This window comes from Campylobacter coli (assembly GCF_009730395.1).
Classification (GTDB): Bacteria; Campylobacterota; Campylobacteria; order Campylobacterales; family Campylobacteraceae; genus Campylobacter_D; species Campylobacter_D coli.
The window spans coordinates 1447691-1464536 of sequence record NZ_CP046317.1; the positions used below are offsets into that span (position 1 = coordinate 1447691).

At 34.1% G+C, this 16846-nt stretch carries 11 protein-coding genes, 2 tRNA genes and 1 rRNA gene; 8 read left to right on the forward strand and 6 right to left on the reverse strand.

Annotated features, from left to right (window positions below; genetic code table 11):
* Window positions 1–17: 17 nt before the first annotated feature.
* The 4 genes from dsbI to FOC43_RS07430 all read right to left on the reverse strand — a co-directional run bounded on the left by dsbI (window position 18) and on the right by FOC43_RS07430 (window position 3648).
* A complete protein-coding gene (gene dsbI, locus FOC43_RS07415) occupies window positions 18–1535 on the reverse strand; it encodes a disulfide bond formation protein DsbI (RefSeq protein ID WP_002783493.1) in 1518 nt (505 codons plus the stop codon).
* A gap of 14 nt (window positions 1536–1549) precedes the next feature.
* Entirely contained in the window at window positions 1550–1717 is a 168-nt protein-coding gene (gene dba / locus FOC43_RS07420; protein ID WP_002779270.1) for a disulfide bond formation protein Dba, read from the reverse strand.
* A gap of 47 nt (window positions 1718–1764) precedes the next feature.
* Window positions 1765–2631, reverse strand: coding sequence for a fumarylacetoacetate hydrolase family protein (locus tag FOC43_RS07425; protein WP_002779903.1), 867 nt, complete (start codon window positions 2629–2631; stop codon window positions 1765–1767).
* Window positions 2632–2751: 120 nt separating this feature from the next.
* Window positions 2752–3648 (reverse strand): RluA family pseudouridine synthase, encoded by an 897-nt coding sequence (locus tag FOC43_RS07430; RefSeq protein WP_031263541.1) that lies wholly within the window; start codon window positions 3646–3648, stop codon window positions 2752–2754.
* A gap of 79 nt (window positions 3649–3727) precedes the next feature.
* Here FOC43_RS07430 and purB point away from each other — a divergent pair, with 79 nt between their 5' ends.
* Both purB and FOC43_RS07440 read left to right on the forward strand, forming a co-directional pair.
* Window positions 3728–5056, forward strand: coding sequence for an adenylosuccinate lyase (purB, locus tag FOC43_RS07435; protein WP_002779897.1), 1329 nt, complete (start codon window positions 3728–3730; stop codon window positions 5054–5056).
* Between the two features lie 14 nt (window positions 5057–5070).
* Window positions 5071–7440, forward strand: a complete 2370-nt coding sequence (locus tag FOC43_RS07440; RefSeq protein ID WP_002779276.1) for a ribonucleoside-diphosphate reductase subunit alpha — start codon at window positions 5071–5073, stop codon at window positions 7438–7440.
* A 31-nt stretch (window positions 7441–7471) separates the two neighbouring features.
* Here FOC43_RS07440 and FOC43_RS07445 read toward each other — a convergent pair whose 3' ends face one another.
* Both FOC43_RS07445 and thyX read right to left on the reverse strand, forming a co-directional pair.
* Entirely contained in the window at window positions 7472–8857 is a 1386-nt protein-coding gene (locus tag FOC43_RS07445; protein ID WP_002783487.1) for a cation:dicarboxylate symporter family transporter, read from the reverse strand.
* Window positions 8858–8974: 117 nt separating this feature from the next.
* Window positions 8975–9598 (reverse strand): FAD-dependent thymidylate synthase, encoded by a 624-nt coding sequence (thyX, locus tag FOC43_RS07450; RefSeq protein WP_002779278.1) that lies wholly within the window; start codon window positions 9596–9598, stop codon window positions 8975–8977.
* A gap of 112 nt (window positions 9599–9710) precedes the next feature.
* On the opposite strand from thyX, the gene FOC43_RS07455 reads away from it, so the two are divergent.
* The 6 genes from FOC43_RS07455 to FOC43_RS07480 all read left to right on the forward strand — a co-directional run bounded on the left by FOC43_RS07455 (window position 9711) and on the right by FOC43_RS07480 (window position 16346).
* Entirely contained in the window at window positions 9711–11345 is a 1635-nt protein-coding gene (locus tag FOC43_RS07455; protein WP_002779279.1) for a CTP synthase, read from the forward strand.
* Window positions 11332–12903 carry a single-stranded-DNA-specific exonuclease RecJ gene (gene recJ, locus FOC43_RS07460; RefSeq protein WP_002779280.1) on the forward strand — a complete coding sequence of 524 codons (1572 nt, stop codon included), beginning with the start codon at window positions 11332–11334 and terminating at the stop codon, window positions 12901–12903. Before FOC43_RS07455 ends, recJ begins: the two co-directional genes overlap by 14 nt.
* Before the next feature lie 100 nt (window positions 12904–13003).
* On the forward strand, window positions 13004–14035 hold the full coding sequence (locus FOC43_RS07465; RefSeq protein ID WP_079263971.1) for a type II asparaginase: 1032 nt from the start codon (window positions 13004–13006) through the stop codon (window positions 14033–14035).
* Between the two features lie 537 nt (window positions 14036–14572).
* Window positions 14573–16085: ribosomal RNA gene (locus FOC43_RS07470) — 16S ribosomal RNA — on the forward strand.
* A gap of 100 nt (window positions 16086–16185) precedes the next feature.
* Window positions 16186–16261: transfer RNA gene (locus FOC43_RS07475), tRNA-Ala, on the forward strand.
* A gap of 8 nt (window positions 16262–16269) precedes the next feature.
* A tRNA-Ile gene (locus tag FOC43_RS07480) sits at window positions 16270–16346 on the forward strand.
* Window positions 16347–16846 lie beyond the last annotated feature (500 nt).

Below are 16846 nucleotides of genomic sequence, written 5' to 3' on the forward strand. Positions count from 1 at the left end.
TCACTAGGACTTAAAGCTTAGTTTAAAGTATAAAGCTTGTTTGCTCCATCTTGATAAGAAAGAATATTGATTTTTCCATCTTTAAAGAAAATACTTCTTGCATTAGTGATAGAGCTTGGGAAAGCGATAGTTTTCACTACTTCTTCTTTGACTGGATCAATTACGGCAATCACATTGTGGTTTTTGCTGAGTGCATAAATTTCACCATCTTTAAAAGTCATAGAAGTGATATAAAGATCACCCAAAGTTTTACCCTCTTTAAGCTCTGCTTTTGGAGTAAATTCTGCTGAAAGAACAAGATCTTTTAAAGAAATTTTAGAAATTACAAAGCTTTTAGAATTTTTGTTATTAGGCACGGTTGCAAGATAAAGATAATGATCATCTGTTGTCATACTTGCTACATGGTTGAATTTTGCTCTAACTGTATCAAGTCTTCCACGACCTAAATCTTTTCCTTGACCTTCAAATTTATCATTTCCTTTAATAAAATCTGCATATTGTAAAGTTTCGTCCGCATTTGGATTTTTGGCAAATCTTAGGAAAGATTTATTAGATCCCATGAGAAGAAATTTATTTTCTTTATAAGGAATGATACCTATGATAGGATCGATAGTAGCTGAAAAATAAGGATCAAGCTCAAAACCTTCTTTAACGCTAAAATTATTATCTAAGAAAGCCACATCCCATTTAGAACTTGCTACAAATTCATCATTAATATAATCAAGAGTATTGATTGCTTTATCAAAATTTATGGTTTGTTCATTGATAATTTTAAGCTCATCGTCAATTTCTGCAAATGGAGAATTATTTGTATTATTATCAAATTTTATACCCAATTTTTCACTCGCAGGTGCAAAAGCATAATCAGGAGCTTTAACATCACGCTTTCCTAAGAAAGAAATATTTTGCCATAAACCATTCCAACCCTCTGTGCTCCAAATGATATATTTTGGATTAAGACTAAATCTTACTGGATCACCTTGTCCTACATAAGGAGGAATTCCTGTGCTTACAAAAGCTTGAAAAACATTTGATGCAACGATAAGGGTGCTGATTAAAACTGCTGCGAAGCTAAATTTAGTAAATTTTCTAAATTTTTCACCGTTTAATTCTTTGTCAAAAGATCCAAATTTAGGAGCAAAAGCAAACATCACACCCAAAAGCAAGACTACAGCCCAAAAGACTACTTCAGCCCAAAAATAAGTATGGATACCAAAAACTGCCAAACCAAAACCTTGATCTAAATCTCTATGAGCGTGATTGCCATAATGTGCAAAAGACTGATAAAGACCTACTGCAGTCATGATTAAAAGAGCGGCAAGGTATTTGCCTTTCATACCATAACGCACGATAAAAAGTGCTATAACTCCGATAAAAATCATCGCTTCTCTTTGTCCCCAACAAAGAGTGCATGGGCTATCACCCAACATATAACCAAATACAAAATTTGCAATCCCTACAGGCAAAAGAATAATCAAAAAGCCTGCTAAACACATAAGAGTGTAGAAATTTTTTGTTTTATTTATTTCGTTCATTCTCTAGCCTTTCTTTACAGATTCATTATCGTTAAAAGCGCACCTGTTTTGTGGCCAACATAGAAAAAAACCATTAAAAGCCAAGCTACCATTACCAAACCAAAAGCCAAATTTTCTTTTTCTGGTTTTTTGATAATCAGTATCAAGGCGATTAAAACTAATAAAAGCTCTAAGAACTCCATAATTTCTCCTTTTGATTGAACTTATTAAAAATTGTTTTAATAAGAGTTTATGATATTATATTACAAATTTCTCCTAAATTTTCTATTACACAGCGTATTTCATCACCTTTTTTAAGAAAAACGGGCGGATTTAAACCCATTCCTACACCGCTTGGGGTTCCCATTGATATGATGGTACCGGCTTTTAAGAGCATTCCTGAGCTTAGTTCCTCTAAGACATATCCGATGTCAAAAATAAAAAATTTTGTATTGGAGTTTTGTCGTAATTCTTTATTGACATAACTTTTCAAATGAAGTTCAGGCGGATAAGCAATCTCATCAACACTTGTGATATAAGGCCCCATGATAGTACTTCCCTCAAGGCTTTTTGCGCGGTAAAATTGCTTGTGGCGTTTTTGGAGATCTCGTGCTGAAATTTCATTGATGATGGTATAACCAAAAATATAATCCTTTGCATCTTCAGCTTTGATTTTATAAGCATCTTTACTTAAAATGAAAGCAAGCTCGCATTCATAGTCTAATTGAGAAGTAACATCAGCATGTAAAGATATGCTGCCAAAAGGAGCTGTGGCTTGATTGCAGCGTTTTCCAAAATATACAGGATATTCTCTTTCTTCAAATTTTTCGCCTTTAAATTGTGCAGATTCTTTGGCATGATCTAAAAAATTGATCCCAAGACATATGATATCTTGTCGAGGTTCTATGATAGGAGCTAGATAATCTTCTTTTGGAATTTCATAAGCTGTTTTAGAGTCTAAATCTTTAAACTTATGTTTAAATTCATCAAAATTTATAATCAATTCATTCATATCACGAACATTGATATCAAGATCGGCTAAATTTACGACCTTTCCACTTGAGTTAAACACCCCTAGAGTAGCTTTTTGATTAAATTTAAAATTAACAAATTTCATTTATAAAATCCTATATTTTTATTTTTTGATTATACTAAATTTTTAACAAAAAGTAAATTTTTATTTTAAAAATTTTTATTAAAAATAATAGCTTGTTAGATATGAAGTATCGCCTTTATTTTAAAATGCTGCTAAAATTTTTTCCATACCCTTTTTTGAAAAAATATCAAAATTTTCTCCGTTATAGTTAAATTTTAAACGATAAGAATGCAAACACAAGCGTTTAGCACCGCTTAGTTTTATGCGTTCTTCTATGTCCATTTTGTCATCTAAAATTTTTTCTATATCTTTTTTTTCAAGGCCATAGAGTGGATCGCCTAAAATTTTGTGGTTTTTATAAAATAAATGCACTCTAATTTGGTGTTGTCTGCCTGTGAGTGGTTTGCAAAGCAAAAGTGTAGCATTGAGCTTAGGATAAAAGCTCAAAACCTCAAACTCTGTGATTGCTTTTTTTCCATTTTCACAAATTTGCATTCTAGTTTTAACATCATCATAATCTTTTGTTAAATCCATCGCTTGATCGACTATAAAATTTACTTTAATTTCTCCACTTGCAAGGGCAAGGTATTCTTTTTGAATTTGTTTTTTTTCAAACATAGTTTTAAGTTCAATTTGTGCTTCTTTGTGTTTGGCTACGAGTATGAGTCCACTTGTTTCTTTATCAAGCCTATGGGCTACGCACGCTTTTTTACCCCAAAGGTGCCAAATTTCATCACTAAGGCTGTATTTGCAGTGTCTGCCATTAGGATGACTTAAAATTCCACTTTCTTTTTCAAGTATCGCAAAATCTTCATTTTCAAAAACAATTTCTACTCCCTTGGGATTGTTTTCATAGACTATTAATTCTACATCGCCTTTTAAGATTTTATTTTTTTCTTCTACTAAAATTCCATCACAAAAAAGTCTTTTTTTGTCTATGAGTTTTTGGGCTTCATTTATATTGATTTTCAAATTATCTATAAGGACTTGAAACGCCTTTTTTCCATTGTTTGATAGTTTTATTTTTGTGTAAGCCAAACTTAACCTTTCTCTAAATTTTTTTAGATAAAATTCCATTTTCATTTTTAAAAAAATTATAGCTAAAAAGGTTTCAAAGATGGTTGAAAGATATAGCAGAGAAATCATGGCCAAAAAATGGGATATGCAAGCAAAATATGATGCATGGCTAAAAGTAGAGCTAGCTGCTGTAAAAGCTTGGAATAAACTAGGCCTTATAAATGATACAGATTGTGAAAAAATTCTTAAAAATGCTAAATTTGATATAGCTAGAATTGATGAGATAGAAAAAACTACCAAGCATGATGTGATTGCTTTTCTTACAAGCGTAAGTGAAAGTTTAGGAGAGGAAAGCCGCTTTGTACATTATGCGATGACAAGTTCTGATTGTATCGACACCGCTGTAGCTTTACAGATGAAAGAAAGTTTGGATTTGATTTTAGAAGATGTTTCTTTGCTTTTAGAAGTGATTAAAAAACGCGCTTTGGAACATAAAAATACTTTAATGGTAGGTAGAAGTCATGGAATTCATGGAGAGCCTATCACTTTTGGTTTAGTGTTAGCTATTTGGTATGATGAAATTTTGCATGCAAAAGAGCTTTTAGAGCATGCAAGAGAAGTGATAAGTTATGGAAAAATTAGTGGTGCAATGGGAAATTTTGCTCATGCTCCTTTAGAATTTGAAGAAGAAGTATGTAAAAATTTAGACCTTAAACCTGCACCTGTTTCAAATCAAGTGATCCAAAGAGATCGTTACGCACAAGTGATTTCAGCCATTGCGATTTTGGCTTCATCGTGCGAGCAAATTGCTGTTGCGATAAGACATTTTCAAAGAACAGAAGTATATGAGGCTGAAGAGTATTTTAGCGTGGGGCAAAAAGGAAGTTCGGCTATGCCACATAAAAGAAATCCGGTTTTAAGTGAAAATATCACAGGGCTTTGCCGTGTGCTTAGATCCTTTGTAACTCCTGCTTTAGAAAATGTAGCTTTATGGCACGAAAGAGATATATCGCATTCAAGTGTTGAAAGATTTATCTTGCCTGATGCCTTTGTTACAGCTGATTTTATGCTCATGCGTCTTACAAATTTGATCGATAAGCTTTTGGTTTATCCTGAAAATATGATGAAAAATTTAAATCTTACAGGTGGACTCGTATTTTCACAACGCGTTTTATTAGAGCTTCCATTTAAGGGCATTAGCCGTGAAGAAGCTTATAAAATAGTCCAAAGAAATGCGATGAAAGTTTGGGCTGATTTGCAAAATGGCAAAGCTGCTATCAATGAAAAAAATGAAAGCTTATTTTTACTTGCACTTTTAGCTGATGAGGATTTGAGAAAAAGCTTGAGTGAAGAGGATATAAGAAAATGTTTTGATTATAATTATTACACAAAAAATGTTGATGCAATCTTTGCAAGAACTTTTAAATAAGGACAAGGAATACAATGAAAGTTATTAAAAGAAATGGTCGCACAGAAGAATTAGACGTTTCTAAGATCAAAAAATGCACCTTTGATGCTATAAAAGATTTAGAAGGCGTTAATCTAAGCGAGCTCGAGCTTGATGCTAAAATTCAATTTCGAGATGGAATTTCAACTGAAGAAATTCAAAAAACATTGATTAAAACTGCTGTAGATAAAATCGATATTGATTGTCCAAACTGGACCTTTGTCGCAGCTAGACTTTTTTTGTTTGACTTGTATAAAAAAGTGAATGGAATGAATCGCTATAATCATTTGCGTGAGTATTTTGAAAAGGGCGAAAAGGAAGGTAGAATTTTACTTGGGCTTAAAGAAAAATATGATTTAGATGATTTAAATGATTATATTAAGCCTGAACGCGATATGCAATTTACTTATCTTGGCATTAAAACTCTATATGATAGATATTTGATTAAAGATAGCAAGGGTATGCCTATAGAGCTTCCTCAGCAAATGTTTATGGCTATTGCTATGTTTTTAGCACAGAATGAATTTAATCCTCAAGAATGGGCAAAGAAATTTTATGATCTCATCTCTAAATTTGAACTCATGCTTGCAACTCCTACTTTATCAAACGCAAGAACAACACGCCATCAGCTTAGCTCTTGTTATATAGGCTCAACTCCTGACAATATCGAGGGAATTTTTGATTCTTACCAAGAAATGGCATTATTGTCTAAATTTGGTGGAGGTATAGGCTGGGATTGGTCTAAAGTTCGCGCAATGGGTGGAAGCATAGATGGGCATAAAAACGCTGCAGGGGGTATCATTCCTTTTTTAAAAATCACCAATGATATAGCTGTGGCTGTAGATCAGCTTGGCACAAGAAAGGGTGCGATCGCTGTTTATATCGAACCTTGGCATATGGATGTAAGTGATTTTATCGATTTGCGTAAAAATTCAGGCGAAGAAAGACGCCGTGCACACGAGCTTTTCCCTGCTTTGTGGATTAACGATCTTTTTATGAAAAGAGTGAGAGCAAACGATAAATGGACTCTTTTTGATCCTGCAGATACACAAGATTTGTGTGATTTATATGGAGAAGCTTTTGAAAAGCGTTATGAAGAATACGAAAAAGATGAAAGTATAGCTAAAGAAATAGTAGAGGCTAAAGAGCTTTGGAAAAAGATTTTGCTTAATTATTTTGAAACAGGCTTGCCTTTTTTATGCTTTAAAGATAATGCAAATAAAGCCAATCCAAATGCGCATGTAGGGATTATCAGAAGTTCAAATTTATGTACAGAAATTTTTCAAAATACAGAGCCAAATTATTATAAGATCAAAGTTGTATTTGAAAATGGTGATGAAAAACATTTTGATGAAGAAGAACGCGTTATTATCGATGGAGGATATGAAAAACCTGCTAAGAAAATTTCAACGCTTGATAGTTTTAATGGAAACAAGGTTTATATCGTAGAAAAATACAAAAGCGATGGAAAAACTGCAGTTTGTAATCTAGCCAGTATAAATCTTAGCAAAGTATATACTAAAGAAGATATAGAACGCGTGGTGCCAACTGCTATTCGTATGCTTGATAATGTTATTGATTTAAACTTTTACCCTCATAGAAAAGTAAAGGATACCAATTTAAAATCTCGCGCCATAGGACTTGGCGTTATGGGTGAGGCACAAATGCTCGCTGAGGCAAGAATTCATTGGGGTAGTGATGAGCATTTAAATAAAATTGATGAAATTATGGAAAAAATTAGCTACGAAGCTATTAATGCAAGCTCAAATTTAGCGATAGAAAAAGGCTCTTACCCTGATTTTGAAGGATCAAATTGGAGTAAGGGGATTTTTCCTATTGATGTAGCAAGTGAAAAAGCCAAAGCTTTAACCCTAAGAGAAGGGTTGTTTAATCAAAGCGAATGTGATTGGGATAAGCTTAGGGAAAAAGTAAAAGAAGATGGTATGAGAAATGGTTATTTGATGGCCATTGCTCCTACTTCTTCAATTTCTATTTTGGTAGGAACAACACAAACTATCGAACCTGTTTATAAGCGTAAGTGGTTTGAGCAAAATTTAAGCGGTATGATACCTGTTGTAGTGCCTAATTTAAGTCTTGAAACTTGGCAATATTATACCCCAGCTTACGAACTTGATCAAAGAATTCTTGTTAAAGCTGCAGCAGTGCGTGGAAAATGGATAGATCAAGGGCAAAGTTTAAATATCTTTTTATCACTCGATAAAGCAAGCGGGGGTTACTTAAATGATATATATCAATTAGCTTGGGAGCTTGGAGTAAAATCGACTTATTATCTAAGAAGTGAAAGCCCTGATAGCGAAAAGATAAATATTGCTGATCGTAGCATAGAATGTGAAGGTTGCCAATAAAGATTTAAACCTATATTAGGTTTAAATCTTTTTAAGAATTATAAATTTCTTTATCTATGGCTTTTAAATTTTTTGCAGTGCAAAGCGCTGAGGTCATAGCCCCTGAAACATTACTGGCTGTTCTTGCCATATCAATTATAGGATCAATAGCTAAAATAAGGCTAAGCATAACAAAATTATCCCCAAATCCAATTCCTGCGAGCATAATAGAAGCTGCCATAGTTGCACTTCCAGGAACTCCAGCAATACCTAAAGATCCAATAACTGCTACTAATACTATCATCAAAGCAAAAGTAAAATCTATAGGCGTGTGTGTAGCAAATGCCACAAAGATTGCTGCCATAGCTGGGAAATAACCCGCGCAACCATTAAGTCCCGTTGTTGTTCCTATAGAGGCAACAAAGTTAGCCACGGCAGGATTTACTCCAAATTTGTTTTGCAAAGTTGAAGTCGTCATCGGTAAAGTCCCTAAAGAAGATCTTGAACTGAATGCAAACAGCCATACAGGAAAAGCTTTTTTTGCGTATTTTATAGGATTTAGTCCTTGAGAAGCAAGAAGTAAAAAATGCACACCAAACATTATAAACATTGCTATATAGGTAAGAATGATAAAAAGTCCTGCAGTTTTGATTGCTTCAAAACCATTGCTTAGTAAAACATTTGCCATCATACAAACTACAGCATAAGGCATAAATCGAATCACTGCAGCCGTCATATTCATCATAATATTATAAAAAACTAAGACAAAATTTTCAAAAGTTTGAAAAGCTTGTGCATATTCTTCTTTTTTTGAAACTTTTTTTGCGCAAATTCCCACAAAAAAAGCAAAAATTACAATGGCTATGATATTTTCTTTATTCATAACAGAAATGATATTGCTAGGAATTAAACCTAAAATAATACTTGAAAAAGTTTGAATTTCGCGAATTTGTCTCGTTCCTTCATAAGCAGTAAAATTATCACCTAATTGAAAATTGTAAGCCAATAATATACCCAAAGAAGCAGCTATAGCAGTACTAAAAAGTATCCAAAAGAGGCTTATGCTAAGCAAGGAAGAAATTTTTATATTTTTATCAATTTCTATAATCACTTTAATGATACAAATACCCACAAGCGGAATAACTAGCATTTTTATAAAAGCTACAAAAACAGAGCTTACAAAACCAAACCAATGTTTTGCTTCATTGTACCAAATGATAGCACTTGCTTCTTTGCTATCTGGAAATTGAGCTAGATATTGCAAAGCAAAACCAAAGCCTAGGCCTATAAAAAGAGCAAAAAGCATACGAAGGGAGAAATTTACCTTTTTATCTCGCATTTTTTTAAGAATGTAAAAAATTACAAAAAGCACAGCAATAATAGCTACAGTTTGTATTTGCGAGAACATTAAAAACATTTGAAAAAATTGTTTATCCATAAAAAGTCCTTTAAGAAACTATATCAAGTATGAAATATATTTAAAGTATATCCATAAAATCTTGATCTTATGGATGATACCATAAAAATATTATAAATAAGATAAAATTAGTATGATTTAATGAATATCTTTATGCAAACAATGCTCAAAAATAAATTGATGATCTTGTGGCAAGGCTTCAAATAAAGCATTAGCCAAATTTCGAATCTCCCAAAGAGCAGATTTTGAGCTACGCAAAGAAATAAAATTTTGCAAACTTCTAGCATTGATTGTTAAAGTAAGTTCGGTTTTATAACTCTCAGGTAAGCAGTATTTGGCTATATCCAAGCTTATACTTTTTTGTAAAATAAGGCGTAAATTTTCTAAAGCTTGAATGCTAGCATTATCAACTTCTTCATTGCCACAAAGGACAAGATAACGGCTTGCATTTTCAAAATCTCCTATTTTAAATTCACCCTCATTGCGAAGTTCTTTTAGGGTGTAGCGCGTGCTTTTAACGCTAGGACTTGTATGGCGATGTCTAGCAACTTCTTGTAAGCAAGCCCTTGAAATTCCTTGAATATAAAAAGTATAATTTAAATGCTCTAAGGTTGAGGCATGTTTAAATTTATTTCCTACGCGATCGATGAGTTCTTTATCTTTTTCTCCACCACAATCTCCTTTATCAAAACTTTGCCAACAAGTTCTTGTTGCATGCGAACATACAGAAAGAGGGGTATGAAAAAGTAAAGTGATTTGCATAAATTTTCCTTGATAAATTTTTTTATAATTCTTACATTTTTTACTTAAAATTCTAATGAAATAAAAAGTTTTATCGAGTTATAATTAGACAAAAAATTAAGGCTTATTAATAATGAATAAACAAACCAAATATATTTTTGTTACAGGAGGAGTGTTAAGCTCCTTAGGCAAAGGAATAGCAGCTGCAAGTATTGCAACTTTATTGAAAAATTCAGGACTTAAAGTAAGTATTTTAAAAGCAGATCCTTATATAAATGTTGATCCTGGCACCATGAGTCCATTTGAGCATGGAGAAGTTTTTGTTACAGATGATGGAGCAGAAACCGATCTTGATTTAGGGCATTATGAGCGTTTTTTGGATGAGAGTTTATCGCAAGATAACAATTTCACCACAGGACGCGTTTATCAAAGCGTGATTGAAAAAGAAAGACGCGGAGAATATCTTGGCAAAACCATCCAAGTTATTCCACATATCGTAGGAGAGATTAAAGATCGTATTAAAAAAGCAGGAGAAGGCAAGGATATCTTAATCGTAGAGATAGGTGGAACTGTCGGGGATATCGAGGGCTTGCCGTTTTTAGAAGCTATTCGTGCTTTGCGTTTAGAAGTGGGTAAAAATAATGCTATGAATATTCATTTAACCCTAGTGCCTTTTATTAAGGCTGCAGGGGAGTTAAAAACCAAACCAACCCAACACAGCGTAGGTGAACTAAGACGCATAGGCATTAGTCCTGATATGATTATTTGCCGTAGTGAAAAAGCGTTAGATAGAGATTTAAAAGATAAAATCGCTATTTCATGCGGTGTAGAAAAAAATTGCGTTATAGAAAGTGTTGATGCAGCAAGTATTTATCAAATTCCACTAAATTTCTTAAAGCAAGATATTTTAAATCCTATCGCTTCTATTTTGGATTTGAAAAATTTAAAACCAAACATGGAAAACTGGGATATCCTAGTAAAAAGAGTTATAGCTCCAAGTAATGAAGTCAAAATCGCTTTTGTGGGTAAATATGTAGATCTAAAAGAAAGCTATAAGAGTCTTACAGAAGCCATCATTCATGCAGGTGCAGCGCTTGATACTAGAGTAGAGCTTCAATGGGTAGATAGTGAAAAGCTTGAAAATTTAGAAAGTGCTGAAGCATTTAAAAATGTGAGTGGAATTTTGGTTGCAGGGGGCTTTGGTTACCGCGGAGTAGAGGGTAAAATAAAGGCTATCAATTACGCAAGAGAAAATAAAATTCCATTTTTGGGAATTTGTTTGGGTATGCAGCTTGCATTGGTAGAATTTGCTAGACATGTGTTAAAAATTGAAGATGCAAATTCGAGTGAATTTGATGATAAATGTTCCAATCCTATCGTTTATCTCATCGATGAATTTATGGATGCGAGCGGTAAAAAACAAATTCGTACTGCTAAAACACCTTTAGGTGGAACTATGCGTTTGGGATCTTATGAGTGTAAAGTCAAGCCTAACTCCCTTTTAGCTAAGGTTTATAATAATGCAAAAAATATCAAAGAACGCCACCGCCACCGCTATGAAGCCAATCCAAAATATCGTAAAGAATTTGAAGATAAGGGCTTGATAGTAAGTGGAGAGAGTGAAGGGCTTATAGAAGCTGTGGAGTTAAACAATCATCCTTTCTTTTTAGCTGTCCAATTTCACCCTGAATTTACCTCAAGATTAGAGCGTGTAAATCCTGTGATTTGTGGTTTTATCAAGGCGGCTATAAGCTATGAAGACGATTGATAAAAATGAAATTAGAAAAATTCTAGCTTCTCGTTTCGAAAAAGATTTACATACCAAACTTTGCGATTTACCTTTGCCTTGCTGCTTAAAAGATATTTACAAGGCGGCAAATCGCATTAAAGAAGCTATAGATAAAAATGAAAAGATCGCTATAGTGGGTGATTATGATGTTGATGGGATTATCTCTTGTGTTATTATGGCAGAATTTTTTGATGATATAGGTTTTGATTATACAGTAAGAATTCCCAACCGCTTTAAAGATGGATACGGTTTAAATGCTGAAATTATCAATGAACTTGATGTAAATTTGATTATTACAGTGGATAATGGTATAGCAGCCTTTGAAGCAGCCAAGCTTTGTAAAGAAAAAAATATTGATTTAATTATAACTGATCATCATATGCCTCAAGATACTTTACCCGATGCCTTTGCGATTATCAATCCTAAGCAAAAAGATTGTGATTTTCCAGATATTGAAATTTGCGGAGCGCAAGTGGCTTGGTATTTAATAGCTGCTTTAAAAGAGGTTTGTAAATTAAAATACGATATGGGTAAATTTTTAGAACTTCTAGCTATTGCCATTGTTGCAGATATGATGGAATTAAGAGATTTAAATAGAGCCTTGGTTAGACGAGGGATTGAGTGTATTAACAAATCCAAAAGAGTTGCTTTTAAGGCGATTAAGCAATATTATCAAAAAGATAAATTTGCACTCGATAATATAGGATTTTTAATCGCTCCTCTTATCAATAGTGCTGGAAGAATGGATGATGCAAGCATTTCTTATGAATTTTTACATACAAAGGACTTGGATAAAGCTTCGGCTTATTTAGAGCAAATCATTAGCTTTAATGAAAGCCGCAAAGATGAGGAAAAACAGCTTTTTGAAGATAGTTTAAGTCAAATTGATGAAAATGATTCTTGTATTGTTGTATCGGGTTTAAATTGGCATGAGGGAGTTTTAGGGATAGTAGCAAGCCGTTTAGCAAAACATTTCAATAAACCCGCTTTTGTATTTTCACAAAACGATCAGCGCTTAAAAGGAAGTGCAAGAAGTGTTGGAAAAATTGATATTTTAGCTTTGATTTCTAAGGCAAATTTCATATTGAGTAATTATGGCGGGCATAAGGGTGCTGCAGGTCTTAGTTTAGATCTTGATTCTTTTGAAAAATTTAAAACCATAATAAAAAAAGAATGTATGGAAATTTCTCAAAGCGAATTTTTAGACACAGATGAGATTTTAGGTATTTTAGATCCTAATGAAATCGATTTTGAAATGCTTGAAATTTTAGAATCTTTCGAGCCTTTTGGGCATAAAAATCCGCGTCCTTTTTTTATTTTGGAAAATCTTTATGTTAAAAATAAAAAATTTTTAGGAAAAGATGAAAAGCATCTAAAACTCATACTCACAAAAGATAATAAAACCATAGAAGCTTTATTTTTTAATTTTGACAAAGAACCCCAATTGTATGAAAATATTAGTTTGCTTGGAAGTATTTCTAAGAATGAATTTAGAGGATTGGCAACTCCACAATTTATTATTAAAGAAATTTTGTAAAAATTTATAAAATTTTTATTTAATATGTATTAATATTATATAAGTTTCATCAATGAAACTTAATTTTAATAAATAAGGGGGCTTTGTGAAAAAGTTACTTTTGTGTGTATGGGTATTTTTATCTATAGGAGTATGTATGGCAGAAGCCAAACCAAAAATTGCTATTTTGGCAACGGGCGGAACTATAGCAGGTTCTATTGATAGTGCTGTGGCTACTACAGGCTATACAGCAGGTGTTGTGGGTGTAGATGTTTTAATCAAAGCAGTGCCACAAATTCAAGATTTGGCTAATATCAGCGGGGAACAAGTAGCAAATATTGACAGCTCTAATATGCGTGATGAAATTTGGTTAAAGCTTGCTAAAAAAATCAATAAGCTTTTTGATGAGGGTGTAGATGGTGTAGTCATTACTCACGGTACTGATACCATGGAAGAAACCGCTTATTTTTTAAATTTGACCATTAAAAGTGATAAGCCTGTAGTTTTAGTTGGTGCTATGCGTCCATCAACTGCTATAAGTGCCGATGGCCCAAAAAATCTTTACAATGCTGTAGCATTAGCTGCCGATAAAGAAGCTAAAAATAAAGGCGTTATGGTGGCTATGAATGATAAAATTTTAAGTGCTAGGGGCGTGGTAAAAACCCATAGTTTAAATGTTGATGCTTTTTCTTCTCCTGATTTTGGAGATTTGGGCTATATAGTAGATGGAAAAGTTTTCTTCTATAATAACATAAGCAAAGCACACACAAAAAATAGCCCTTTTGATGTAAGTAAACTCACAAGCTTACCAAAGGTAGATATACTTTATACTTACTCAAATGATGGTAGCGCTATTGCTGCAAAAGCTTTATTTGACAATGGAACCAAAGGTATTGTTGTAGCAGGAAGTGGCGCAGGAAGCATACATGAAGATCAAAAAAATACTTTAAAAGAACTCATCAAACAAGGGCTTGATGTTGTTGTAAGTTCAAGGGTTGCAGCAGGACGCGTTGCGGTGAGTGATGCGGATAAGAAATTGGGTTTTATCAGTGCTGAAGATTTAAATCCACAAAAAGCTAGAGTTCTTTTGATGCTAGCTCTTACAAAAACAAATGATCCTAAAAAAATCCAAGAATACTTTTTAAAATACTGAATTTAGGCATTTCTAAAAGTTTAGAGAGGATATTTATCTTCTCTAAATTCAGTATTTTCATCCTTTTAACCCCCAACCACCCAAAAATAAGGCTAAATTTCTAGCCTTATTTAATCCTCCTTTAAGCTTAATTGGTTATACTTTCATTTCCTTTTTCAGAAAAGGACTTAAGATCTTTAAATTATAGTCTAAAGTTAACTAAAGTTAAATTAAGATTTTATAAACCCTATGTTTCTAGTTTTAAATTAATCTTTAATCCTAGCTAAAGCAATCTAAGTTTATAAAACTTTATTATTACTAAACTTTATTTACATATAATAAATGATTTTTTGTTTTTGTTCTTTAAAATTAATATTGTTATTTCAAATCTTATTAGTCAATCTTTGAAATCTAAATAAGTGATCGATTGAGCCAGAAGGATTTAGGCATAAGTAATTATGTAAAATCTATTCAATCTAAATATTTAAAGATTAAAAGTTTTTCTTTTTAATCTTCATTACTTTTTCTTTGAAGAAAAAGATTAAACTATCTATAATTTTTATGGAGAGTTTGATCCTGGCTCAGAGTGAACGCTGGCGGCGTGCCTAATACATGCAAGTCGAACGATGAAGCTTCTAGCTTGCTAGAAGTGGATTAGTGGCGCACGGGTGAGTAAGGTATAGTTAATCTGCCCTACACAAGAGGACAACAGTTGGAAACGACTGCTAATACTCTATACTCCTGCTTAACACAAGTTGAGTAGGGAAAGTTTTTCGGTGTAGGATGAGACTATATAGTATCAGCTAGTTGGTAAGGTAATGGCTTACCAAGGCTATGACGCTTAACTGGTCTGAGAGGATGATCAGTCACACTGGAACTGAGACACGGTCCAGACTCCTACGGGAGGCAGCAGTAGGGAATATTGCGCAATGGGGGAAACCCTGACGCAGCAACGCCGCGTGGAGGATGACACTTTTCGGAGCGTAAACTCCTTTTCTTAGGGAAGAATTCTGACGGTACCTAAGGAATAAGCACCGGCTAACTCCGTGCCAGCAGCCGCGGTAATACGGAGGGTGCAAGCGTTACTCGGAATCACTGGGCGTAAAGGGCGCGTAGGCGGATTATCAAGTCTCTTGTGAAATCTAATGGCTTAACCATTAAACTGCTTGGGAAACTGATAGTCTAGAGTGAGGGAGAGGCAGATGGAATTGGTGGTGTAGGGGTAAAATCCGTAGATATCACCAAGAATACCCATTGCGAAGGCGATCTGCTGGAACTCAACTGACGCTAAGGCGCGAAAGCGTGGGGAGCAAACAGGATTAGATACCCTGGTAGTCCACGCCCTAAACGATGTACACTAGTTGTTGGGGTGCTAGTCATCTCAGTAATGCAGCTAACGCATTAAGTGTACCGCCTGGGGAGTACGGTCGCAAGATTAAAACTCAAAGGAATAGACGGGGACCCGCACAAGCGGTGGAGCATGTGGTTTAATTCGAAGATACGCGAAGAACCTTACCTGGGCTTGATATCCTAAGAACCTTTTAGAGATAAGAGGGTGCTAGCTTGCTAGAACTTAGAGACAGGTGCTGCACGGCTGTCGTCAGCTCGTGTCGTGAGATGTTGGGTTAAGTCCCGCAACGAGCGCAACCCACGTATTTAGTTGCTAACGGTTCGGCCGAGCACTCTAAATAGACTGCCTTCGTAAGGAGGAGGAAGGTGTGGACGACGTCAAGTCATCATGGCCCTTATGCCCAGGGCGACACACGTGCTACAATGGCATATACAATGAGACGCAATACCGCGAGGTGGAGCAAATCTATAAAATATGTCCCAGTTCGGATTGTTCTCTGCAACTCGAGAGCATGAAGCCGGAATCGCTAGTAATCGTAGATCAGCCATGCTACGGTGAATACGTTCCCGGGTCTTGTACTCACCGCCCGTCACACCATGGGAGTTGATTTCACTCGAAGCCGGAATACTAAACTAGTTACCGTCCACAGTGGAATCAGCGACTGGGGTGAAGTCGTAACAAGGTAACCGTAGGAGAACCTGCGGTTGGATCACCTCCTTTCTAGAGTACAAAGTAATAAGTCTCACAACTATTACTTCATTATAAACTCAATTGATTCTTGTTTAGATTTCAAAGATTGATGATAAAGCTAATTGTTTATGGGGAATTAGCTCAGCTGGGAGAGCGCCTGCTTTGCACGCAGGAGGTCAGCGGTTCGATCCCGCTATTCTCCACCATTTATTAAGGGCCTATAGCTCAGCTGGTTAGAGTGCACCCCTGATAAGGGTGAGGTCACAAGTTCAAGTCTTGTTAGGCCCACCATAGAAGTATCAATCTTAAAAAGATAAAAACAAGATTTGAAATCAAGCTTTAAAATCTAAAGCAAGTATATATTTATAAATATACTTTATATACCATATACTTCCTTTAGGTTTTAAACCTAAATGTTCTTTATAATTATCATTGTTAAGAGTCACAAGCAAGTTTTAATAAAAACAATTTTACAGGACTTGTTAAAGGATAAAACTCAATTATCTTTTCTTTGGTTTTATTTATATCTTTTAACTATCTTTATTTTTTATAATAAAGAGAATATTAGATCTAAAATTTTAAATTAAAGATAAGTTTCAAACTCACGACTTAGTTTAGATATTTTTAGTATTTATATTAAGTGTTTGAATGCTTTCCGTCTTAAGATAATGAAGTCTTATCGTAAAAACTTTAACAAGGAAGTGATGCGTTTTAGAATCAATAATAAAAGGTAGAAGTTAGATTATATCTAACTTTTATGCATATTCTTAGCAGAAGAAGCAAGAAAGACT

What these genes read in the sequence shown, in the direction of transcription:
- dsbI (WP_002783493.1), bottom strand. Translation starts at nt 1,535, where the DNA reads ATGAACGAAATAAATAAAACAAAAAATTTCTACACTCTTATGTGTTTA.
- FOC43_RS07425 (WP_002779903.1), bottom strand. Translation starts at nt 2,631, where the DNA reads ATGAAATTTGTTAATTTTAAATTTAATCAAAAAGCTACTCTAGGGGTG.
- recJ (WP_002779280.1), top strand. Translation starts at nt 11,332, where the DNA reads ATGAAGACGATTGATAAAAATGAAATTAGAAAAATTCTAGCTTCTCGT.
- FOC43_RS07455 (WP_002779279.1), top strand. Translation starts at nt 9,711, where the DNA reads ATGAATAAACAAACCAAATATATTTTTGTTACAGGAGGAGTGTTAAGC.
- purB (WP_002779897.1), top strand. Translation starts at nt 3,728, where the DNA reads ATGGTTGAAAGATATAGCAGAGAAATCATGGCCAAAAAATGGGATATG.
- FOC43_RS07440 (WP_002779276.1), top strand. Translation starts at nt 5,071, where the DNA reads ATGAAAGTTATTAAAAGAAATGGTCGCACAGAAGAATTAGACGTTTCT.
- thyX (WP_002779278.1), bottom strand. Translation starts at nt 9,598, where the DNA reads ATGCAAATCACTTTACTTTTTCATACCCCTCTTTCTGTATGTTCGCAT.
- dba (WP_002779270.1), bottom strand. Translation starts at nt 1,717, where the DNA reads ATGGAGTTCTTAGAGCTTTTATTAGTTTTAATCGCCTTGATACTGATT.
- FOC43_RS07445 (WP_002783487.1), bottom strand. Translation starts at nt 8,857, where the DNA reads ATGGATAAACAATTTTTTCAAATGTTTTTAATGTTCTCGCAAATACAA.